Raw genomic sequence first — 22,204 nt, 5'->3', positions numbered from 1 at the left:
GCCCGGTCTCACGAGGATGAGTGAAGCAAAAAAGAAAGGAGCGGGGGTACAGCTGACCGGCAATGCCACTCACTAAAAAAGGCGGATGTTCCTGATCCGCCATCTTTCCTTATGATTCCTCTTTCGGTTTTAACCAGCCTTCAAGTGTTAACAGATATTCTTTAATATGAAGCCCGCCGCCGTAACCGACCAGCGATCCGTTGGATCCGATCACGCGGTGGCAGGGAATAATGATCGAAATGGGATTTTTATTGTTTGCCCCTCCTACGGCGCGCACGGCTTTAGGTGCTCCGATCCCCAGTGCCACATCTTTATATGAGCGCACTTCACCATATGGAATCGTCCGAAGGTATCTCCATACCAACTTTTGAAATGCCGTACCGTGCAGGTCGAGCGGAATATCAAACTCCCGCCGCTGTTTATTAAAATATTCGTTCAATTGTTGCATGTACGGCAATAAGGCTTGCTCATTCCGTTCCAAACGGTAATGGTTAAACCATTGATTCAACCAGATCTGAATTCCAACTGTCGGGGCGCTTTTTTTGGCAAAATCGAGGTGGCACAACCCATGATGGCTGGCCACAAGAGTCAGTGGTCCGACCGGACTTTCCATCTGGCTCCATGCTATGACCTGTGATCCGGAAGCCATCGAAAATACCCTCCTACTTGGGATTGCAAAAATTTTATCACAAATAACGAACTGAATGAAAACCCTCCTTACCAACACCATAACATGTAATATGGCGAATAAAATTGCATCATATTGGAAGGATTGCAACAAGACTGTTTTGTTTGCCAAAATGCTTCTATTTCAACCAACATTGCCTCGCAGCAGATCTCCTATAAAACAGACGAAAAAAAAGAGAAAAGGTTTCAAAAATATTTTAACCCATTTCGGCACTGCTGCGGACTCCCAGCCACCTTAACCAGTCGTGGTTAAGACCGCTTCAGCTTTAAATGCCAATAATGCGGGAACCACACGAATGACAGCCCCGCCACACTTCCGAAAACTGAAGAATACTGCCATGCAAGGAAGAAGCATCACACTCCCTTTTGAGGAAATGAAGCTCGTTATCCAGAAGGAAAGATATAATATTATATTACAATAACATTCATACACACAAGGAATCGATACAAAAATTTTTCCTTTACGAAAAATGAAAAAATAATATTGATCGGATAGCCGGGATTTGTGGGATAATTACGGATTTTTTGCCCCCTTCAACAAGGGCTGCTCGATTTAATCCACGTTCCGAAGAAAATATGTAAAGATGGCATGCGACAGAAAATCACAATAATCAAATATTGACCATCATCAAAAAATTATTCGATTAATAATCAAAAATATGAAGGATTCTAAATGCTGAAGCAAAAATTAATAACAGGGTCTCTCATCTTGATACACAAAGCCACCATTATTCTTATAAGAATGGGAGAGTCGTAAACACACTCTCTTATTCTTCTTGTTTTTTTGGGAAAGGAGGGGCCGATTTGTTAACAAAAATCACAAAAATGGAAATAAGGCGGGCGTTCTTTCGCCGGCAGGCATTAGTGGCTTTTTTAATCATGTCGGCTTTTTTTATTCAAGGTTTTGAAGCATACCGTCCTGGACCGCTTGTACCCGTAACGGCAAATCATAATTTTTACTTCGCTTTTTTATATGCACACGGTAATGGAGCCTCAGGTTTATTGCCTTTGGTATTTGCGCTGATCGTTTCTTTGGCTGCCGGTGATTCGCTGGCATGGGATAAGAAGTCAGGCTTTATACAATATGTGCTTATGAGAACTTCTTACAAAACTTACATTGTGGGAAAAATGGTTTCTGCATCTGTTGTCAGTTTTGTATTTGTATTCATATCAGAACTGTTTTGTTTCGTTTTGGCTGCAATACAATTTCCAAATATAAGCGATATCAATAAAATCCACAGTTCATTCATCCCAAAATATGCCGGATCTTTGTTTATCGACCATCCGTTTCTCTATATCTTGCTGATCATTTTCAACAGTGCCCTGTCAGCCGTATTCATCTCAATGGTATCGGTTTTCGTTTCCACAACAGTCAAAAACATTTACATCGTTGTTGCGACTCCCTGGCTGTTATTCATCTTATTACATTTCGTTCTTTATTCTATAAATTTAACCCGATATGCCCCCCTCGACTTAGTCGGAGCGTACATATTGAATCATTTCAGTTATCGTACACTTGAAATTCCTTTCATTTGGATTGTCTTATCCATTGTATTTTACACGTTAACCTACTTTTTCTTTGCCAGAAACTTTAAAGCGAGGGTTTACAATGGATAAAATCAACAATTTGGTAGAGTTCACTAAAGTATCTAAAAAACTGGGGAACAAACAAGTGTTAAATGATATCAACTTAACCGTTGCTTCCGGTGAAGTAGTGGGGATCGTTGGTCCAAATGGTTGCGGGAAAACCACTCTGTTACGATTGGTTACAGGGTTGATATATCCTGACAGGGGAGAAGTTCGGGTGTCAGGCAGAGCGGTTCGCCTTGGTTTGATCGGTGAATTACCCGCATCTGTTGGAGCACTGATCGAATCCCCTGCTTTCCTGCCACAACTTTCCGGTCTGAAGAATTTAACAATACTGGCCGATATACAGCAAAAAATAAATGAGCAAGCCGTAAGAGAAGCCATTAAACGAGTGGGTTTGGATCCTGACAACCGAAAACCCGTTAAGTCTTATTCATTGGGAATGCGCCAACGACTGGGTATTGCACAGGCTATAATGGAAAAGCCGAATATTTTGTTGTTTGACGAGCCCACCAACGGTTTGGATCAAGAGGGAAAGATTCTTTTTTCCGGGATTATGAAAGAGCAGGTGGAGCAGGGAGCAGCTGTAATGATGGTATCGCACAATAAAGAAGAAATAAACAGATATTGTGACCGGGTTTTTATGATACAAAACGGCACCTTGCATCCGGTCAGGGAGCAGCGTGATAAAAGTTGGCTGATTATCACAAACAATCTGAGTGATTTGGAACATATTTATCAACAAGGTTTATTATTGCAAATCACGGAAAGAGTAGACGGTTATCCTGCCGGCATATGCAAAGGAAAATGGAAAAATCGGGATGAGATGATGTCATTTTTAACAGAGATCGGAGTAAAAACTGTCGATGTAAGAGAGGTTGAAAATGATTACATTTGAGCTTATGCAGCTGTTTTATCGTCGAAAATGGCGCTGGTTAGTTGTGTTTGTGATCATTTTTCTTTTGTCATTTTTTTCTCTCGCAGAAATGGAATTCAATCACTGAACGTACTGGATTACATCATAAATGCATTGACACAACAGTTTAATTGTATGGTAATGCTTCCTTCCATTTTTCTGATTCTCGTTGCGGATTTAATCCTGAGTGATCTTAACAATGGGTATGCGGGATTAATTTTGACACGTGCCAGATCCAGGCTCTCCTGGCTACTGGCTAAAATCTGCGTCTTATTTGTCTGTGCTTTTTTATTTACAATGATATGTACTGTTATATATCTGATCTCAGGTTTGCTTTCAGGTTTGCCGCTTGATTTTACATGGAGTTCCCATTCACTGTTTACAGAGGAGACTTCTCCATCATTTGTACTGATCATGATCGAATGTTTATATATTTTTGGTTTAACCGCTTATGGAACATTTTTGCTTATGGTTTCATTGATTTTGCGAAACACTGTGTTCACTTGGGGAACAGGGGCATTTATGAATATCCTGTCATATGTTGCTTGGTTAAAAATGAGGGAAATTGAGAAATGGTTCCCAACTTCTCAGATGATGTTTTTATCTCAGTACCCAAATAAATTAATCGTAAACACACCTGGATTTACGACTCATTGGTCACTTACATATCATTTTCTTCTTTTTACTTTCTCAGTCCTGTTGGGATTATTACTGTTCAGACGAATCAATTTAACTCGATCAATTTAGGATGGATCGTATGAAAACACTGATTCACTTGAATTTGTTACTTGTTCTTCGTTTGAAAAATCTGTTAATAACAACCGTTTTATTTATCGTTCTTGCTCTTGCACAGGTGAATTTTCTTCATGTGACTGCAAGTGCAGCACAGTTATCCCCCAATCTCTGGGACTACTTGGTGATCTCGTCGGGTGGGCTTTTTGCGCATGATCACATATGGAAATTCATCGGATGGTTCAGCATGATTTCTCCGATTTTTTTCTATCTGTACGATCTGACGGGGGTCACAGGAGGCTTTGATACTTTTGTACTTACGCGTAAAAGTCGCGTCAGGGGTGGTGGGGTTCCAAGATCATTTCCACTGCTATTATCGTGATCCTGTATTGTACATGGTATTTGTTTGTCCATTTGATCGTAGGTTTTTTATTTTTCCCGGCAGCTAAAAGTTGGAGCTCTTTTGCTCAATCGTTTTATTTAAAGACATTAAAATTGCAATTCGCCCCTCCCATCCTGATGATGTTTATCTTTCTCATCCTTGTTACCGGCATGATCGCCATCTCCATTTTCAGTCAAATGACATCTTTGATTTTCAAAAACTCAGTTTCGTTTCATATCATAATCACAATAATCATTTTAATACTGGGAGTCGGATCTCTCCGAGGCATCTTCCTGAGAGAATTTTCCCCTGTTATGTTTCCGTCATTTTTCGATATGTTTCAGGATGGTATTTTTCATCTATCTGTCTATTGGAATCAATTATTATACAACTTCATTTTCGCATTTGCTTGCTTTATCATCAGTTCGTTTTTGATCCATCGCTATCCTTTTGTATCCAATGATTGATGAAAAACGATCCTCCCTCCTTTTTGAACCCGCCGATTTTGCGCACAATTGAGGGCGGCTTTTATTAAGAAAAAAAGAGCTGCCCCGGCAAACGGGCAGCTTTCATCTTCAAGGGGCAAAATCACGCCGCTTTTTCGCATGCTTTTCTTTCAGATGCATTCTTCCGCAAGCATGTCCAATCCTTTATCAATTTCCGCCAATACTTCTTCTTCCTGTTCCTTCTGTTTCGCCTTCAGCAATGCCTGTCTGGCTTCCTCGCCTCCGATTCTCCCCAAAGCCCAGGCGGAAGTGCCGCGAATGACGGGGCGGGGATCCTCGTGCAGAAGGGAAATCAGGTCCGGAATCGCAGTCCGGTCTTTAAAATGAGCCAGGGCGATAATCGCGTTCCGTTGAATCGGTTTTTTGCCCCGCCATGAACCGGACATCGGGCCGAATTTCTCCTTAAACTGGCGATTGCTCATCGTGAGAAGGGGTTTTAAAAGCGGCTTTACCTTCTCGGGATCCGGCCGGAACGCTTCATGATGGTCAAAATGCAGCTTGCGGTTCTTGGGGCAGACCGTTTGACAGGTGTCGCATCCGTACAATCGGTTTCCCAGCTTTGTCCGGTAGGCATCGGGCAGCAAGTCTTTGGTTTGCGTCAAATAAGCAATGCAACTTTTGGCGTTCAACTGCCCCGGCTGGACCAGCGCTCCCGTCGGACAGGCATCCATACAAAGGGTGCAATCACCGCACCCATCAAGAACGGGCTCATCCGGCGGCAGGTAAACGTCGGTCAACATCTCACCCAGATAAACCCAGGAACCGAATTCCTCGGTAATCAACGCTGTATTCTTGCCAACAAAGCCGATTCCGGCCCGTTCAGCGACGGCGCGGTCGGACAGGGCGCCGGTATCGACCATAACCTGCGTCCGGACACCCGGCACCAGCGTTTTTAAATAAGCTTCCAGTTGCATCAGTTTCTCGCGCAGCACGACATGATAATCTTCCCCCCAGGAAGCCCGGCAAAAAATCCCGCGGTATGCCCCCGGTTCCGAATGGGGAGGATTTTTTAATTTGGAGGGGTAGGCGAGCGCAATCGCGATCAGCGATTTGACCTCGGGCAATGAGAGTTCGGGGCATACCCTCTTTTCCAAATCCGGTTCTTCAAATCCGGAAGCATAACCTTTTTCCCGGCTTTCCCTGAGCCGCTCCTTCAGTTCAACAAAGGGGTCAGCGCTGGCAAAACCGATCTTGTCAATTCCGATCTCCCTGGCTTTTTCGATCAATTTTTGCTTCAATTGGTCGGGTCTCACCTGTACCACCTCCTTATTTTTGATCGAACATCCAACATTCCATCATAACACCAATCGGTCGGTTTGCATACCCTCATCTGGGAACAGCAGCCCGGGCCAATTCATCACAACGATTATTTAATTCCACGTCGCTGTGCCCTTTCACCTTAATAAACTCAACCTCGTGCTGTTTCATCAGTTCGAGCAGCCGCTGCCACAGGTCTTTGTTTTCGACCGGCTTTTTACTGGCGGTCACCCAGCCGTTTTTTTGCCATTTAACATGCCATTTTTGCTTGAAACAATTGACGATATAGGCACTGTCGGAGTGTACCTTCACCCGGCACGGTTTTTTCAGGGCTTCCAAGGCCCGGATCACGGCTGTCAGCTCCATGCGATTGTTCGTGGTCTCCCGTTCCCCGCCGGAAATTTCCTTGCGGCGCGACCCATGCAACAAAATGGCTGCCCAGCCACCGGGGCCCGGATTGTACGAACACGCACCGTCGGTATACACGATCACTTCATCCATTCACTATTCTCCTCTCACTTCGAGCGAACGCAAGCGATTGACCGCACCCGCCACTTCCAGCTTGCGCGGCAAGGCCAAATCACCCGGGTGATGCCCGCGTCGATACGGGGAAATCGCATCAAAGCCCTGTTGCTTCAACTCGGCAAACACCTCATCAATCAGTTCGCGCAAACTTTTGCTCCCGTCCGCTTTCTCTCCCAGCACGCGTAAGATCTGGGCGATCGCTCTCGTCTGGCTGGGATCGACCAATTGTTCCAATGCAGAAAGATCAATGCGGCCGGTTCCCAACTGGATCGTATCAAGACCCAAGGCATCTGCTTTTTCCTTTCTTCCCTTATGGGCATCAAATCCTTCCGCCAGCGGAAACCGGGGCGTCACCTCACCAAAAGATTCCCCGCCTTCCCGTTTACGCGCAAGCTGATAAGACCGGGCGATGTCCTTTGCTTCTTCGGTTACATCACAGGGGGTATAGTGATCCATCATGATCACATGGTCGGCGACATCAAAGTAATCACCTGATCCACCCAGGACCAGAATCGTCGAAACTCCCTTTTCTTCATACAGCTGGCGCACTTTGTCGATAAAGGGAGTGATCGGCTCTTTTCCTTTGCTGACCAACGCCTGCATTCGGGCATCGCGAATCATGAAGTTGGTGGCACTGGTATCCTCATCCATCAACAGGCAGGAGCAACCCATCTCCAAACTTTCCATGATATTGGCCGCCTGCGAAGTGCTTCCGCTCGCATCGTCTGTAGAAAAACGCTCCGTCGCTCTCCCAAAAGGCAACCGGCTGATAAACGGGGAGATATTCACTTTTTCCACCCGCCGCCCGTCTTCGGAGCGAATCTTGACGGCATCGGGAACGGTGAGCACATATTCCCGCCCGTCTCCCTCGATATGGTGATAAACCCCCCGTTCAATGGCTTTTAAGAGGGTGCTCTTCCCATGATAACCACCCCCGACAATCAACGTAACCCCTCGCGGAATGGCCATCCCCGTGATCGGGGCACCATGCGGCACGGCAATCGACACTTTAAAGGAAGGCGGGGTTCTGAACGGAATCACCGACTCGCCTCTGAGCGGCTGGTCATTGATGCCGCTTTTTCGCGGCAGGATTGAACCGTCGGCCACAAATGAAACCCAGCCGTTCCTGTCCATCTCCTCCCGGATGGCCTGCTGGTTGTCGACCAGTTGCATTCTGGCTTCAATGGAGCGGAAATCCGCTTCCCGCAGGATACACGTTTCATCCACCAGTTGCGGCAGATCCTCAAGAAGCATTTGCCGGGCCTGCTTTCCCAGCACGGTTCGTCCCCGAGCCGGCAACCCGACGGAAAGGCGCACCTCGAGATGATCAGCAGTAACCACCGCGGCCGCGCGTTTCAATATCTGCTGGCCCGGACGGTCAATCGCAATCAGCCCGCTTTTCCCCGTCCCTGTTGTCCGGCGGGAAAAACGTCCGATGCGCTCCGCCCATTTTCGCACCCACCAGTCTTCCAGCGCTGTCTGCCGCAAGGCGTTTTTCAGCCATTCCGGACGGTGTTTCGTGATCCGCTGCGATACTCTGATCCGGATGCGCGAAGGCGAAGCGAACGGATCCCCCTGAACGTGGTCAATAAACAGGGTGAATTTCCCAAAGCGGTATTCTCCCTGAATATCCTTATATGCCTTGTATCCTTTTCCATCAATTCGTGTCAAAATCTGACTCAATCTTTCCATCTGGCTGGCCCTCCTCCTCTCTCTTGTGTCAGCACCATCCGGTACGCGTCGCGAATCTGCTTGAAATCTTCCCATGCTTCCCGTTTCGCAGCCGGATTGCGCAACAGATAAGCCGGATGAAAGGTGGGCATAAAGCGAACCCCTTTTTTCTCCACCCATTTCCCCCTGACTCTGGTGATGCGCGCCCTGGGATCGATGAGGGCACGGGTGGGCGCCGATCCCAAAGTGACAATGATTTTGGGGCGAATCACCAGAAATTGCTGGCGCAAAATCTGAATACAAGTGTCCATTTCCTCATCATGCGGTGTTCGGTTGCCCGGCGGGCGGCATTTCACAATGTTGGTGATATAAATTTCCTCCCGCGGAATCTCCGCCGCCTGCAAAATCTTATTTAACAGCTGCCCGGCCCGTCCGACAAAGGGGCGCCCCTGCCGGTCTTCATCCGCCCCGGGCCCTTCCCCGACAATCATCAGCGGAGAATGGGGATTTCCCTCTCCGATTACCACTTGCGTCCGGCGGGTATGTAAAGGACACATCCGGCAATTCCGATACCGTTGAAAGATCATTTGTAAATCCATGCTACTCTTCCCCTAAGCAAATTTTCCCCTATATGAAACTGAAAAATTATGATATACTTCTTGGAATCATATCACTTTGCCATAATTGAACAAAACCTCAACTCCCGCTTCATCCGAATTCGCTATACTTGCATTGCAAAGGAGTTGATCAGAACTTATGAAATCATTGTTTTACCCCTTTCTCGTATCTGATCTGGATGGCACCCTTCTCAATGATTCGAAAGAAATCTCGGCTGAAAATAGAGACAGCATTGCTCTGTTCCGCGAAAATGGCGGGATCTTTACACTGGCTACCGGGCGCAGTTACAAAGAAAGCATAAAATTCATCGAACAGTTGCAGCTGACTTGTCCCGTCATTTTGTATAACGGAGCGATGATCTACGACCCGGCAACCGGACAATTGAATCCGGTCTGTTTGATCTCCCGTTCGCTTATGCTATCTATTCTAAAGGATTTGGAGCAAAAATTGCCCTCATCGGTTGATATTTTTGTCTACGGTACGGATAAAATCTACGGCACTCAGGTCGGGGAACTGACCAAAGCCTGGAGCGATGCCGATTTTTCCCTTGAGCTGCTCCCCTCTTTCGCTTCTCTTCCCGACGATGTGGTTTGTGTCAAATTGGTCGCGGTTGCAGACACGGAAGAGATGAAAGAACTGGTTCAATGGTCCCGGGCGAACAGCCATCTGCCGATCGACTGCGTTTTGTCCGCGGATCATTATTTCGAAATTCTTCCAGCCGGAGCTTCCAAAGGGAATGCGTTACTGAAAGTGTTAAAAACCCTCGGGCTTTCGCCAAGCCAGGCGGCGGCCGTCGGGGACCATTTAAATGACCTTTCAATGTTCCGGATTGCCGGTTTGCCCGCCGCCGTAAAAAACGCCCACCCGCAGGCGCAAAACCAGGCGCGGCTGATCCTCCCTTCCAATAACGACAGCGCGGTGGCGCATTTGATTCAAAATCATTTATTGCCAACACTTTCCCAAACATCAAACTGAATGGAAAAGGAGACCTGTTGCCGGGTCTCCTTTAGACTTGTATCCGGATTGTTCTCACCTGGATCAAGCGGAACCGGTTATCTCAAAATAAAAAGTGAAAAATTCTGCCCTTTTCTGTTTTTTTGTTTTCTCATTTGCTATATTAGCAGTAAGGTGCTGCAAGAAGATCCCTGCCATCATTTGCGAACACCGGAAGCTTCGAAACAGATCCAAGGGATGTTCGGAAACGCCAAAGGTCGCAAAAACAAAGGGGAATCAGACTTTTTGAATGGAGAAGATCCTGTCAAAACGGTTCGAAACCCGGATGAATCGGAAAGGTGTTCGGAAAATCACGTACAAACTCAATAATCAGAAAGGATCTCATGAACGCCGCATCAATGAATACACCTCTAGCAAGAGGATTGAAACAACTTTTTGCCGCTGGAGGCTTTATCCCAAAGCTCGGCATCAATGAATACACCTCTAGCAAGAGGATTGAAACGCTGTTGATTGGCAAAAACCGGTAGAATGAGAGCGGGCATCAATGAATACACCTCTAGTAAGAGGATTGAAACATCTTGCGGAAACGGCCGTGATCGGGGCTCGTTGAATCAATTTACGTATGAGCAAACAATCCATATGCTCTGTCGATTTATTTTCACACCCCGGATGAAAACGAATTTAAGATGATCACAACTTTATGATCAGACTTCAAGGGGGGGGATTTACCAGCCACGGCATTGGATGAATGGTTTATCAACAAGAATGAATTTTCTATAATTTTCATCAATATTCCGTACACGTCACTACTGGTCTGCAAGAGGGGAATATTTCCGCCTGGTCGATCGGGCGAATTTCCCGGCGGAAAATTTAAGCGATCCTCTTTGGATTCCCATTCACAATTAAATTTTAAACACAAGCAAACTCGTATCAAAAATCGCTTCCATCTCATAAATTTCATATTGGCTTAATTGCAGCAATGAACACGGTTTCAGCCTGAACCGCTGATTATATACACTAAACATGATCTCCCCGCGAATCAAAAAAATAATTGCATCAGAGTTTAAATAATGACGGGGAATGGTTTCACCTGATTTTAACCGAATATTTATGACCTCTCCTTTGTTAAAATCTAAAACCTTCATTTTTCCAGAATGATTTTCTTCGATCCTGACCATTTGCATTGTTTCAACCCTCCCAAACTATAAAAAGATCGCACTCCAACTCATTGAATAATCAGGTAATGTCATACATTAAAAAAACTCCCACAAACGGAAAATCTCCCTGATCACTTTACTCCCGTACTCCCAGGTTTCTATAGCCAATATAAGCCCGGCAAACGAGTATATATGTGATCATTTTCACATACAGAAGTTTGTTCACACAAAATCCACAGTTTGAACCTAGCCAAAAAAAGTTCATCTGAAAAGGATATCCTTTTCAGATGAACTGATTAACCTTTCTTGCTGATCGCTACACGCCAAACCTCAGGTCCTTCCTCCAAGTATTCCCATCCAAAACCGTCCGGCCTTTCCATTTGAAATTGGTAATACAGGGGTTTTGGGTCATGATCATTCAATAACAACATTGTCTCCCCTGATTTCAAACCATCAAATGTTTCAAAAATGACACGATGCTTGTCCCGCGGCGGGTATTCTCTGGCATCAACTGTTGCTTTAAAACTTTCGCTCATTCCATTCACTCCTTTTCATAAATTTTGATTCAATCTTAAATTACCTTTCTAAAAAATTTCTGTGATATTTAACACTTTCACTGAAAAAAATCAGATGTGATCTTGGTCACAAAATTTTCCCAAATCATTGCGTTATAGTATAGGCAAAAGGAGGGGAATGAGAAATGAACCAGAAAGAACTACGATCCATCGAACTGGACGTCCGCGAGGACTTGAGAAAAAAAATAGAGCCCTTTAAAAAAATTATGGATGCTGTTCAATCCCTAAAGGATGGAGATCGCCTGATTTTGCATACAACTTTTAAACCGGTTCCATTGATTCGCATTTTAAAATTAAAAGGATATGCCTGCGAAACAACAAAAAAAGAGGCAGATCATTGGATTTGCATTTTTTATAAGAACAAAGAAGGACGGGAATCTCCTGCCAACGAAAACATCTCTGCTGACAGCACCAACCCGGAACCAAAAATCCACCGGCTTGACAATCGCGGCCTGATTCCGCCAGAACCCATGGTTCGAACGCTGAATCAACTGGAAAAAGCCAAACCGGGCGATCAGGTTGTAATATGGAATGATCGGGTACCCGTTTATTTTCTGGAGGAATTGGATAGTCTTGGCTATTCCTATAAAATCGATCAAAAAGATGATGGCTCTGCTGAAGTTACGATTTACAAATCACATTCCAACGGGAAGTGAAACATTTTATGAATACAACTGTCGGTCCTGCAAACCTGCAATCTCAGAGCCATGCATCATCTCTTAAGCTCCCTTTGCTCTTTATCATTACGGGTATTCTTGAAATGGTCGTCTTTTGCCTGCTTTCACTTGTATCACTTTCCGATATAAATTTTACGGCTCCCAGGTATCCGTCGGGCTGGGCCTTTACGCACCTTTTTGTACTCGGCTGGTCCTCAATGGTGGCAATGGGAGCAGTCTATCAGCTGGTTCCGGTTGTCGTTAATCGATCGCTCTTTAGCAAATGGATGGGTTTTATTCACTACTGTTTGTTTATGATCGTCCATCTGGGGCTGATCCTCGGTTTTTCACGATTTAATCCGAATTGGATCGCCTGTTTTGCCGTAATACTTTTCCTTTCAATCTTGCTCTTCGCCGTAAATGTTGTCATCACACTGGTTTCTGCAAAGCAATGGAACACGGTTACAATTCATGTTCTTTGTGCGTCCATCAGTTTGATGTTGACGGGATTTACCGGAATGCTTATGGGCTATGATTTTGCAAACGGACAATTGGGAGTGAACCATAATCATCTGCTGTTGACCCATATTTGGCTTGGTGCTGTCGGATGGTTTGGAAACCTGATCATGGGATTCACCTATAAGTTATTACCGATGTTTTCCATTTCTCACAACTACCCCGTAAAAGCACAAAAAACCGCCTTGGTTCTCCTTAACCTCGCAATCCTTCTGGGAACGGGGAGCGCATTGGGCGGCCTCGATAATCTCTTTCTGAGATTTCCTGTCGTTTTGCTCGCGTTGGCTTTCCTGTCCTTTGTTTATGCCACGTATCAGATCCGTCAATCCGGAATCAAAAAAAATCCGGGAGCCGGAGTCACCTTTACCGTAAAGATCAATACCCTCATGGCTCTATATCTTCTCTTATTGGCCGGGGCTGTTTTCTTCATTCCGGGGCAGGAAATCTTCATCATGAGTATCTGGATCAGCTTATGGGGTTGGGTTTATTTCACGATCATCGGATACCTGTCCAAAATCGTACCGTTCTTATGGTGGACATTTAAATATGGCTCTCATGTAGGGAAAGAAAAAGTTCCCCTGCTTCACCAGATGATTGATGAAAAACGTGTGCGTTGGGGACTTAACGGGGTCGCTTGCTCATTTTTGGCAACCACACTGGGAATGGCTGTCTCTTCATCGTTTCTTTTTAATGGGGGTTTCATTCTGTTTTTGTTATTCAGTCTGTTTTATATCTTGTTAATCGGATTGGTATTTAAAAACTGATTGGGGATGTATCAAGAATGAATGTAACCAAAGAAGAGATTATTGAACGGCTCAAAGATGTGTATGATCCGGAATTGGGGATTAACGTCGTCGACCTTGGATTAATCTACGATGTTGATATCAAGGACAATCAGGTGTTTATCAAAATGACCCTCACTACTCCTGGCTGCCCGCTTCATGACACGCTCTCGAACGGTGTCAAAACGGCATTGAGTTTGCATCCGGCGATTCAATCCGTTGAGGTCGAAGTTGTTTGGGATCCACCATGGACTCCTGAAAAGATTTCACCCGAAGCCAAAAAATCATTGGGATATTAAAAGTGACAAATTAATCAGAACCTTTTTCATGTACACCTGTACCCACCGGTTGTTGCAACCAATCTCTCTTCAAAACAGTGCCAAGCAAAAGCACCAAACGCAGCGGAGAGAAAGAACATCCGTCTGGATAAAGTCTTGCCACCCCTGACGTTTGGTGCTGGAGGTGCTGGAGCCTTTTCCTGACTCAGTATGTGATTTGTATCACAATGAGATGATTTCAACCTCCTTAGAATATAGTATGTATTAATAATAAACAATTGATGTTAAAGCAATATGATCATCATTTCACATACACGAATGAGATAAACCAGTTTGAAGAAGGGAATAAAGATGCGAAAAAAATATATTTTGGCATTAGGTGTTGTGGCAACAGTCCTGACACTTTTATTACTATATTTTTTCCCATTAAATACCGAAGAGCCGACTAATCCTTCGAACCAGACAATAAGATACGCGAAAAAAACAGAAAAATATTCACATCCGATCAAACCTGTTATTCATCGAAAAGGCCATAATGTGTATATCCAAATGACCGCTCAGGTTACAAAACTGAAAATCGCCCCAGGTATAATTCATCAGGCCTGGACATTTAACGGAACGGTTCCGGGACCAATTTTAAAGGTAAATCAGGGGGATACACTTCACATATCATTTAAAAACCTGGACCCCAATATGCCTCATTCTGTCGATTTTCATGCTGTCAATGCCTCACCTTCCAAAAACTTTGCCAATGTACTGCCGAATAAGTCAGGCGAATTTGTCTATACAACGGATACACCCGGAATTTTCATGTATCACTGTGACACTGAACCGGTGTTGGAACATGTGGCAAACGGGATGTTTGGAATGATTATCGTAAAACCGAAATCCGGTTACCCGACAGATAATCAAGTGGATCGCACGTTCACCTTGATACAGAGCGAATGGTATGATGAATCAAATTCTAATTCCCTGCAAAACGGAACTCCGCAAGCTGTTGTGTTTAACGGAAAAGATTTCAGCATGCAAAAACCTCTTGCAGCCAGAAACGGGGAACGAATCCGTTTGGAAATTGTGAATGCCGGTCCCAATCATTTTTCAGCTTTTCATGTCATCGGTGCAGTCTTCGACCGTGTCTACCTAAACGGAAACCCCGCTGACATGCTCCATGGGCAACAAACCGTGACCATTCCCCCCGGTGGGAGCGCAATCGTCGAATTTGTTGTCAAGGAAAAGGGAGATTACCCCATCATTTCCCATTCACTAATGGACATGCAAAAAGGAGCCAAAATAATCCTCCATGCAGAATAACCGGAAGCACATCGTTGTGACATAGCCCAACGTTCATAACACCATGTTTCCGGAACTCTTTTGGCTACTGATCAGGCTGACACACCAATCCATCATTGGATGGAAGCTGGTTTCGTTGATGATTCCGAAAAGGCGATCCAAACAAAAAAAGGTTGTTGACCTTGATTGCCAACAACCTTTGGGAGACCTCCGAGCCGGGTCTCCTTCATTTATCTATGTGGTCGGGATGACAGGATTTGAACCTGCGACCCCCTGGTCCCAAACCAGGTGCTCTACCAAGCTGAGCCACATCCCGTTATATGGATTTAAAAAGCGAATAGGTGAATTGAAAATGGTCGGGACGACAGGATTTGAACCTGCGACCCCCTGGTCCCAAACCAGGTGCTCTACCAAGCTGAGCCACGTCCCGGCAAAATACAAAAACAATCATTTTCAGAAACAAGATATAATTTAACATGGAGAAATCGTGTTGTCAACAAGAAAATTTTTATGAAAATTAAAAACCAGGGATCGTTCTCCCTGGTTTTACTGGTGCCGAAGGTGGGACTCGAACCCACACTCCTTTTGGGAACACGATTTTGAGTCGTGCGCGTCTGCCAATTCCGCCACTTCGGCATATCCTCATATTTCTTATCGACAAAAAACATTATACGAAGGATCCACTGCCGTGTCAACCGAAAATCGAGATTCGCAATATTCGGCAAAAAAACACCTTTCTCCGGTACCTGCTGAAAGCCGGTTTCCCGCTCATCGCCGTGTTTGCCGAACCCTTTTGCGATCAAATCCAAAAAATGACACCCTTACTTCGATCGCTTCCACCACCAAGTAAGGGTGTTTTATGTCAAGTTGGCACGGCGGGTTTCAGGAATCAGGCATTTTGCAGAACCCGCCACGGTTCCGCCTTCATAACGGACCAACCAATGTGATGATAATTAATCAGGAGGGGTTAATCAGAAGTTGATTCGGCCCGCTCCGGTCACTTTAAGCGTTCCTGAATCATTTTTTCGATTCGGCCAAACCTCTCATCGATGCTGCTGATCCTTCTTTGAATCTCCTCCGCGATGCTCATATGTCTTGTGATCATCTGTGACATGTCTTCATTCTTGTGTTCACGTCGAGCCGTCGAAATCGTGTATGGGGAGTAATAAGGATATCCATAATACATTTTTTCTCAACCTCCTTTCGTTCAGGAGCAGCTGTCCATCCAGTGGGAACTGCCGGAGGAGCTGCTGTCCATCCAATGCGAACTGCTGGAAGAGCTGTCCCAGTGACACCAGTCATGATAGTGATGGCGGTGATGATGATGGCCGAGCATATGTTTCAAGAGCTTCGTGGCACATTTGCTGTGGTGATAGGCTTCGTGCAAATGATGATAATCTATCATTTTATGATGATGTTTGGGATAGTGATGTTTTTTGTGATGTTTGGGATGGTGAAAGATCGGATACATCGGGGGCATCGGCATCGGCATCATTGGATAAACCGGAGGTTTCATTCGTTCCATACGCTTCACTCCTTGTTAAGCTGGGATACACGATTATAATATGACCGTTTATCCAAATCGCAACTGGGCAATTTGCCTTAATTTTCCCATTGCCGGCAACACTTGTTTGAGATGTCTGCTCATTCTCTTCATCCTCAAAAGCACCCAAAAAACTGAAAAAGATACTAGTCCAATTTCAATAAAAAATAGGAGAACGCACTTCCACTGTTTCACCCGTGAAATAAGATATATTGAATTTGTTTCTGGAGGTGAGAAATATGAGTTATGGTTATGGTTTTGGATTTGGCTGGAGAAGGCTGTTAATCTTCCTGCTGGTGATTGCGACCATTTTCGTCTTCGTCGCCGGCGGATTTGGTTTCTAAGTTAGAGGCACCGGTTCTTTTTCCAGCAACGCCGGTGTTCACAGAGGCGAAGCAGAAGCTTGCCGGCCAAATTTATAAAGAAGACAAGCAAACCTCTTCATCAACCATTCATCCTCTTGGGGTTGAATGGTTATTTTTATTCTCAATGAAAAAACCGGGGGACCATCACTCCCCCGGTTTTTATTTCATCCGTTCAATATTTTCCTTCAGTTTATCCTTCGGCAGGATGATTTGCACAAACTCACTTTCCCCGACAACGGCGCGGTCATGCCTGGCGATCACATCACAGACCACTTTTTGTTCCGTCACTTCTTTCACGGTGGCAGTAATGGTGACTTGCTTGCCAATCGGGGCCGGAGCGCGGTGTTTTACCTCAATGTACGCTCCCACTCCTTCTTCACCCTCCTGCAAAAAAGGCAAGATCACCTTTCGCCCCGCCCATTCCATATAATAGACAAGCGATACCGTGGATAACACGGGATGAACCATCTGTCCCCCGAAGGAGGCGACCATATCTTCGGTTACGGTAATCGTAATCTCTTCCTGGTATCCCGGCGACAGTCCTGCTTTCATCTCGCTCCTCCTACACACCGAACGGATTGAGCGGTTTTGGCCCTACATAGGAGAGGACACTTTTCGTCTCCATATACAATTCCAGCGATTCGATGGCCAGTTCGCGGCCGAACCCGGATTGTTTGTAACCGCCAAACGGCAGGCCCGGGAAAGCGGAGAACGGATTATTGATCATCACCACACCGGCTTTCAGCTGGGAGGCAACCCGATGCGCCCGTCCGAAGTCACGGGTCCATACGGCCGCAGCGAGACCGTACATCGTTTCGTTTGCCAGCTTTACCACTTCTTTTTCATCTTTAAACTTGATCACAACGACAACCGGACCGAAAATCTCCTCTTGAGCCACCCGCATGTCATTGGTTGCATCGACGATCACCGTCGGCATATACCAGTAACCTTTGGCAAACTCCTCCCCTTCCGGACGCTTCCCGCCATAGAGAACCCGGGCGCCTTCTTTTTCCGCCAATTTGACATATGAATCGATTGTATCCCATTGCCCTTGGGAAATAACTGCTCCGACGTGAGTCTCTTCGTTAAACGGATCGCCCAATTTCAATTTTTTGGTCTGTTCCACAAATTTCTCAATAAAGGCATCGTAGATATCCTCGTGAACAAACAGGCGGGAGCGAGCTTCGCAGGATTGGCCGGTATTATAGTAAATTCCGTAGACAGAGCCGTTCACCGCCGCTTCCAGATCAGCATCGGCAAAGACGATATTCGGCGATTTCCCGCCGAGCTCCAGAGTGACGCGCTTCAAGGTGTCGGAAGCCTTGGCCATGATATCTTTCCCGGTCGTCGTTTCCCCTGTAAAGGCCACTTTGTCAACTCCCGGGTGTTCGACCAGGTAGGAACCGACATCGGCGCCGCTCCCGGTAATCACATTGATCACGCCGGCAGGAACTCCCGCTTCATGGCAAATGTCCGCGAGTACGAGTGCAGTGAGCGGGGTTAAACTGGCCGGTTTCAAAATGAGGGTACAACCTGCGGCCAGGGCCGGGGCCACTTTCCAGGCCGTCATCATAAGCGGATAGTTCCACGGAACGATTTGCGCACAAACCCCGACCGGCTCTTTCACCGAATAGTGAAAGAAACCATTGGGAACGGGTTTTGTATGTCCCTGAATCGTGGTAACCGCACCGGCATACAGTTCAAAATCCTCAATGGCCTGCATCACTTGTCCTTTGGCGGCAGACAACGCTTTTCCGCTGTTGAGCACTTCGAGTTCAACCAAATCATTGAAGCGCTGCCGCATGATCGACGCGATTTTGTTTAAAATCTGTCCGCGGCGGGAAGCGGGCCAGCGTGCCCATTTGCTGTTGGAAAGCGCATCGCGCGCGGATTGCACCGCCCGGTCCACATCGGCGCGGGTCGCTTTGGCCACTTGTGCAATCGCTTCTCCGTTTGCGGGATTATAGACGGTAAAATATTCACCCGACTCACTGGGCACATGTTCGCCGCCGATCAACAGGTCGTATTTTTCCTTAAGAAGCGCTACTTTTTCCTTTAACATGCCTGATCCTCTCCTTTTGGTTTAGCTGTCAATCCGTTCGATCAGGGTGGCGATTCCCTGGCCGACGCCAATGCACATCGTAGCCAGTCCAAACCGTCCCTGCCGCTTTTCCAATTCATGCACCAGCGTCGTCAAAATACGTGCACCGCTGGCTCCGAGCGGGTGGCCCAAGGCAATTGCTCCACCGTTTACATTCACCCTGTCCGGATCAAGACCCAACTCAGAAATGCAAGCCAAGGACTGTGCGGCAAATGCTTCGTTTAACTCGACCAAATCGAGATCGGACACGCTGATCCCCGCCCGTTTCAGCACTTTGCGGGTGGCTCCGACCGGGCCTATGCCCATATAAAGCGGATTGGTTCCCTCGACGGCAAACGCGACAACCTTTGCCATCGGTTTCAGACCGAGCCTTTCCGCCACGTCCCGGGCCATTAAAAGAAGCGCGGAAGCACCGTCATTGATCCCGGAAGCATTTCCGGCCGTCACGGTTCCCCCCTGGCGAAAAGCGGGGCGTAACTGCGATAATTTTTCCAATGTCGTTTGCGGCCGGGGATGCTCATCCCGCGCAAATGCGACGGTTGCCCCTCCCGGTTCGGTTACCTCAATCGCGACGATTTCATCGGCAAATTTGCCCTCTTCCCATGCCGCACGGGCTTTTTGCTGGCTGACGAGCGCAAACCGGTCTTGTTCTTCCCGCGAGATCCCGTATTTTTCAGCGACATTTTCGGCTGTCTCACCCATGCTGACCGGATCGTACATCGCCGCCAGTTTCGGGTTGACAAAGCGCCAGCCGAGGGTTGTATCGAAAAGCGTCTGATTCCCGCGGGCCAACCCCGTCTCCGGCTTCAGCATCACCAACGGGGCGCGGCTCATATTTTCCACGCCGCCGGCAATCATGGCATCGCCGGCTCCAAAAGCGATCGCAGCCACGGCCTGATTGACCGCCTCCAGACCGGAACCGCACAAACGGTTGACGGTGACCCCGCCGGCCTCCAGCGGCAAACCTGCAAGCAATGCAGCCATGCGCGCCACATTTCGATTATCTTCTCCCGCCTGGTTGGCACATCCGAGCAGAACATCTTCGACCAGTGAAGGGGGCAAACCAGGATTGCGATCAAGCAGCGCCTTGATGACATGGGCGGCCAGATCATCCGCACGCGTTCTGCTCAAACTTCCGAGATAACGGCCGATCGGCGTGCGGACGGCATCGACAATCACCACTTCGCGCATCGTTCACCCTCCCAGCTTGGCATCCTGATAGTGATAAAAACCTCTTCCTGCCGCAATCCCCACATAACCAGCATAGATCATCTTCTTCAGCAACGGTGCAGGACGGTAGCGATCGTCGCCCCATTCGCGCTGCATTCCCTCCAACACGGCGGCAATTTGCTCAATTCCGACCCGATCCGCCCATTCCAAAGGGCCAAAAGGAAAGTTGGTTCCCTTTTTCATGGCCGTATCGATCTCTTCTTTGCTGGAAATCCCTTCACTCAAGGCAAAAGCAGCTTCATTAACCAGGAGCGAAAGAATCCGCGGGAAGACCAGGCCGGGTTGATCACCGACCCGCTCCACCTGTTTGCCCCAGGACTCCGCCAGCCGAAGATGTTGATCCCAACCTTTTACCTCTTCCGCTTGCAGAGGGCAGGCGACTTCCAGCACGGGAAACTGCTCCAGTCCGAGAGGTGAGAAGCCGACGACCCGTTCCGGCACGGACAGCCAGGAAGCGATTTCGGTCGCCGTTCGGTGGAGCGTCGAGGTGTAGATCGGCGTTTGCGGCGAAATCCGCGCTTCGGCCAGCTGCAACTGCTGCCTCTTTTGCCCGTCCACTCCCGGGTTCACATCCACAACCGCACAAACATCGTGATCCGCCAGTTGTTCCAGCGTCAGAGGCGCAAAGCCGCGTTCCCGCAAAAAACGGCAAACCGCGGTGAACAAGCTTCCTTTTCCCAAGACCGCTATATTACGACTCATACGAATAGTGCCCCTTTCCGGTTTTGCGCCCCAGCGCTCCGCTCTCCACCATTCGCTGCTGGACAAAATGCGGGCGGAAGCGGGGATCGTGAAAATATCCTTCGTAAACGGAAACGGAAGCGGCATAATTGATGTCGATGCCGATCAAATCCTGAAGCTCAAACGGGCCCATTTTAAATCCGGCCGAACGGATGATGCGATCCACCTGCGCTTTACCGGCCGTTCCTTCCTGCACGATCCGGTACGCTTCCGTATGAAACGGCCGGGCCACGCGATTGACCAGAAATCCCGGCACATCCTTCACTTTGACCGGTTCTTTTCCCAGCGTCCTGATCCATTCGCTCACGGCTTCCACCAACGCGGGCGATGTGGCCATGCCGGCGACCACTTCCACCAAGGCCATCCGCGGCACGGGATTGAAGAAATGAAGACCGAGCACCCGCTCCGGCCGGGTCGTTTTGGCGGCAATTCCCGTAATCGACAGAGAAGAAGTATTGGAGGCCAGAATCGTATCCGGGGAGGTGCATGCACCCAGATCCTTGAAGACCTCCTGCTTCACCGCGAGATTTTCGACAACGGCCTCAATCACGAGATCCACCTGATCCAGATTGTTGATGGCCGGTACATAACGAATCCGCCCGAGGATCTCCTCCCGCTCACGCGCGGCCATCTTCCCCTTCTCCACTCGTCGGAGCAAGCGCTTGTCCATCTTTTGCAGGGCATCATTAAAGAGGTCTTGCGACAGTTCCACCACCTGAACCGAAAATCCGTTTCCGGCCAGAACTTCGACAATCCCCATTCCCATCGTCCCGGCCCCGATCACGGCCGGCCGCTGAATCCGCAGACCTTCACTTTTCATTGCCATCCAGCTCTTCACCAATCATCATCGTGACCAATTTGCCGGCAAACGACATCACATCTTTGGCGGCCGCTTTTCCTTCCGGCGATCCCATCGCCCGCATCAGGGTTTCCTTATCGTCAAAAAACATTTCCGCTTTGAGGTAAAAAGGAGCCTCCGTTCCCATCGGGGTCTCACTGAAACGGGTAACCGTCACTTTTTTCAGCCCCGGCATTTTGCCCGCAAGCGGCAGATGGATATTGAAATAGTGGTCATCAAACGCTTGTTTATCCTCCGGCTGTTTGTACAAGGCAACCAATTTCACCATGGATCTCA

Annotated in this window: 24 protein-coding genes and 3 tRNA genes; 9 read left to right on the top strand and 18 right to left on the bottom strand. The window is 47.4% G+C overall.

Features of this window, described 5'->3' with window-relative positions; translation table 11 throughout:
* Positions 1-109 precede the first annotated feature (109 nt).
* Complete coding sequence (locus JG50_RS0109420) at positions 110-649, bottom strand: methylated-DNA--[protein]-cysteine S-methyltransferase (protein WP_033100874.1); 540 nt, start codon at positions 647-649, stop codon at positions 110-112.
* 842 nt (positions 650-1,491) lie between these two features.
* Here JG50_RS0109420 and JG50_RS0109415 point away from each other — a divergent pair.
* Genes JG50_RS0109415 through JG50_RS0109405 form a run of 4 tightly spaced genes read left to right on the top strand, consistent with a single transcriptional unit; the run spans position 1,492 to position 4,304 of the window.
* Positions 1,492-2,304 carry a hypothetical protein gene (locus JG50_RS0109415; RefSeq protein ID WP_033100873.1) on the top strand — a complete coding sequence of 271 codons (813 nt, stop codon included), beginning with the start codon at positions 1,492-1,494 and terminating at the stop codon, positions 2,302-2,304.
* Entirely contained in the window at positions 2,297-3,172 is an 876-nt protein-coding gene (locus JG50_RS0109410; RefSeq protein WP_052154157.1) for an ABC transporter ATP-binding protein, read from the top strand. Before JG50_RS0109415 ends, JG50_RS0109410 begins: the two co-directional genes overlap by 8 nt.
* 27 nt (positions 3,173-3,199) lie before the next feature.
* Entirely contained in the window at positions 3,200-3,937 is a 738-nt protein-coding gene (locus JG50_RS21070) for a DUF2705 family protein (RefSeq protein ID WP_152568536.1), read from the top strand.
* 10 nt (positions 3,938-3,947) lie between these two features.
* Positions 3,948-4,304, top strand: coding sequence for a hypothetical protein (locus JG50_RS0109405; RefSeq protein WP_033100872.1), 357 nt, complete (start codon positions 3,948-3,950; stop codon positions 4,302-4,304).
* Positions 4,305-4,920: 616 nt separating this feature from the next.
* Here JG50_RS0109405 and queG read toward each other — a convergent pair.
* From queG to JG50_RS0109380, 4 genes are all read right to left on the bottom strand, one after another.
* Complete coding sequence (gene queG, locus JG50_RS0109395; protein ID WP_152568535.1) at positions 4,921-6,063, bottom strand: tRNA epoxyqueuosine(34) reductase QueG; 1,143 nt, start codon at positions 6,061-6,063, stop codon at positions 4,921-4,923.
* A gap of 73 nt (positions 6,064-6,136) precedes the next feature.
* Positions 6,137-6,568 carry a ribonuclease HI gene (rnhA, locus tag JG50_RS0109390; RefSeq protein WP_033100869.1) on the bottom strand — a complete coding sequence of 144 codons (432 nt, stop codon included), beginning with the start codon at positions 6,566-6,568 and terminating at the stop codon, positions 6,137-6,139.
* A 3-nt stretch (positions 6,569-6,571) separates the two neighbouring features.
* A complete protein-coding gene (locus JG50_RS0109385; RefSeq protein WP_033100868.1) occupies positions 6,572-8,284 on the bottom strand; it encodes an ABC-ATPase domain-containing protein in 1,713 nt (570 codons plus the stop codon).
* Positions 8,272-8,862 carry a uracil-DNA glycosylase gene (locus tag JG50_RS0109380; protein ID WP_033100867.1) on the bottom strand — a complete coding sequence of 197 codons (591 nt, stop codon included), beginning with the start codon at positions 8,860-8,862 and terminating at the stop codon, positions 8,272-8,274. Before JG50_RS0109380 ends, JG50_RS0109385 begins: the two co-directional genes overlap by 13 nt.
* A gap of 157 nt (positions 8,863-9,019) precedes the next feature.
* Between JG50_RS0109380 and JG50_RS0109375 the strand changes: the two genes are divergently transcribed.
* The gene (locus tag JG50_RS0109375) at positions 9,020-9,856 is read left to right on the top strand and encodes a Cof-type HAD-IIB family hydrolase (RefSeq protein ID WP_033100866.1); all 837 of its coding nucleotides are present in this window, start codon (positions 9,020-9,022) and stop codon (positions 9,854-9,856) included.
* An 881-nt stretch (positions 9,857-10,737) separates the two neighbouring features.
* Here JG50_RS0109375 and JG50_RS0109370 read toward each other — a convergent pair.
* A complete protein-coding gene (locus tag JG50_RS0109370) occupies positions 10,738-11,019 on the bottom strand; it encodes a hypothetical protein (RefSeq protein ID WP_033100865.1) in 282 nt (93 codons plus the stop codon).
* A 269-nt stretch (positions 11,020-11,288) separates the two neighbouring features.
* Positions 11,289-11,528, bottom strand: coding sequence for a DUF2249 domain-containing protein (locus tag JG50_RS0109365; protein WP_033100864.1), 240 nt, complete (start codon positions 11,526-11,528; stop codon positions 11,289-11,291).
* Between the two features lie 164 nt (positions 11,529-11,692).
* Between JG50_RS0109365 and JG50_RS0109360 the strand changes: the two genes are divergently transcribed.
* The 4 genes from JG50_RS0109360 to JG50_RS0109345 all read left to right on the top strand — a co-directional run bounded on the left by JG50_RS0109360 (position 11,693) and on the right by JG50_RS0109345 (position 15,110).
* Positions 11,693-12,223 (top strand): DUF2249 domain-containing protein, encoded by a 531-nt coding sequence (locus tag JG50_RS0109360; protein ID WP_033100863.1) that lies wholly within the window; start codon positions 11,693-11,695, stop codon positions 12,221-12,223.
* A 218-nt stretch (positions 12,224-12,441) separates the two neighbouring features.
* On the top strand, positions 12,442-13,503 hold the full coding sequence (locus tag JG50_RS0109355) for a hypothetical protein (protein ID WP_160173837.1): 1,062 nt from the start codon (positions 12,442-12,444) through the stop codon (positions 13,501-13,503).
* A 17-nt stretch (positions 13,504-13,520) separates the two neighbouring features.
* On the top strand, positions 13,521-13,820 hold the full coding sequence (locus JG50_RS0109350; RefSeq protein ID WP_033100862.1) for a metal-sulfur cluster assembly factor: 300 nt from the start codon (positions 13,521-13,523) through the stop codon (positions 13,818-13,820).
* A gap of 528 nt (positions 13,821-14,348) precedes the next feature.
* The gene (locus JG50_RS0109345) at positions 14,349-15,110 is read left to right on the top strand and encodes a multicopper oxidase domain-containing protein (RefSeq protein WP_160173836.1); all 762 of its coding nucleotides are present in this window, start codon (positions 14,349-14,351) and stop codon (positions 15,108-15,110) included.
* Positions 15,111-15,328: 218 nt separating this feature from the next.
* Here JG50_RS0109345 and JG50_RS0109340 read toward each other — a convergent pair.
* The 11 genes from JG50_RS0109340 to JG50_RS0109285 form a co-directional block, all read right to left on the bottom strand.
* A tRNA-Pro gene (locus JG50_RS0109340) sits at positions 15,329-15,405 on the bottom strand.
* Positions 15,406-15,442: 37 nt separating this feature from the next.
* Positions 15,443-15,519 (bottom strand) — tRNA-Pro (locus JG50_RS0109335).
* Between the two features lie 120 nt (positions 15,520-15,639).
* Positions 15,640-15,725 (bottom strand) — tRNA-Leu (locus tag JG50_RS0109330).
* A 361-nt stretch (positions 15,726-16,086) separates the two neighbouring features.
* Positions 16,087-16,275 carry a hypothetical protein gene (locus JG50_RS0109320; protein ID WP_033100860.1) on the bottom strand — a complete coding sequence of 63 codons (189 nt, stop codon included), beginning with the start codon at positions 16,273-16,275 and terminating at the stop codon, positions 16,087-16,089.
* A gap of 21 nt (positions 16,276-16,296) precedes the next feature.
* Entirely contained in the window at positions 16,297-16,614 is a 318-nt protein-coding gene (locus tag JG50_RS0109315; RefSeq protein ID WP_033100859.1) for a hypothetical protein, read from the bottom strand.
* A 542-nt stretch (positions 16,615-17,156) separates the two neighbouring features.
* Entirely contained in the window at positions 17,157-17,549 is a 393-nt protein-coding gene (locus JG50_RS0109310; protein WP_033100858.1) for a thioesterase family protein, read from the bottom strand.
* A 10-nt stretch (positions 17,550-17,559) separates the two neighbouring features.
* A complete protein-coding gene (locus JG50_RS0109305; protein ID WP_033100857.1) occupies positions 17,560-19,059 on the bottom strand; it encodes an aldehyde dehydrogenase family protein in 1,500 nt (499 codons plus the stop codon).
* Positions 19,060-19,080: 21 nt separating this feature from the next.
* Positions 19,081-20,289, bottom strand: a complete 1,209-nt coding sequence (locus tag JG50_RS0109300) for a thiolase family protein (RefSeq protein WP_033100856.1) — start codon at positions 20,287-20,289, stop codon at positions 19,081-19,083.
* 3 nt (positions 20,290-20,292) lie between these two features.
* Entirely contained in the window at positions 20,293-21,030 is a 738-nt protein-coding gene (locus JG50_RS0109295; RefSeq protein WP_033100855.1) for a 3-hydroxyacyl-CoA dehydrogenase family protein, read from the bottom strand.
* Positions 21,020-21,895: a 3-hydroxyacyl-CoA dehydrogenase family protein gene (locus JG50_RS0109290; protein WP_033100854.1), complete on the bottom strand. Its 876-nt coding sequence runs from the start codon at positions 21,893-21,895 to the stop codon at positions 21,020-21,022. The genes JG50_RS0109295 and JG50_RS0109290 overlap by 11 nt, the downstream gene beginning before the upstream one ends.
* The gene (locus JG50_RS0109285) at positions 21,879-22,196 is read right to left on the bottom strand and encodes an EthD family reductase (protein ID WP_033100853.1); all 318 of its coding nucleotides are present in this window, start codon (positions 22,194-22,196) and stop codon (positions 21,879-21,881) included. Before JG50_RS0109285 ends, JG50_RS0109290 begins: the two co-directional genes overlap by 17 nt.
* Between the last annotated feature and the right edge of the window lie 8 nt (positions 22,197-22,204).

The organism is Thermoactinomyces daqus (genome assembly GCF_000763315.1).
In the GTDB taxonomy this organism is placed as follows: Bacteria; Bacillota; Bacilli; order Thermoactinomycetales; family Thermoactinomycetaceae; genus Thermoactinomyces_A; species Thermoactinomyces_A daqus.
The sequence above is the reverse complement of the archived record's forward strand: the minus strand, read 5'-3'. Positions and strand labels throughout refer to the sequence as shown.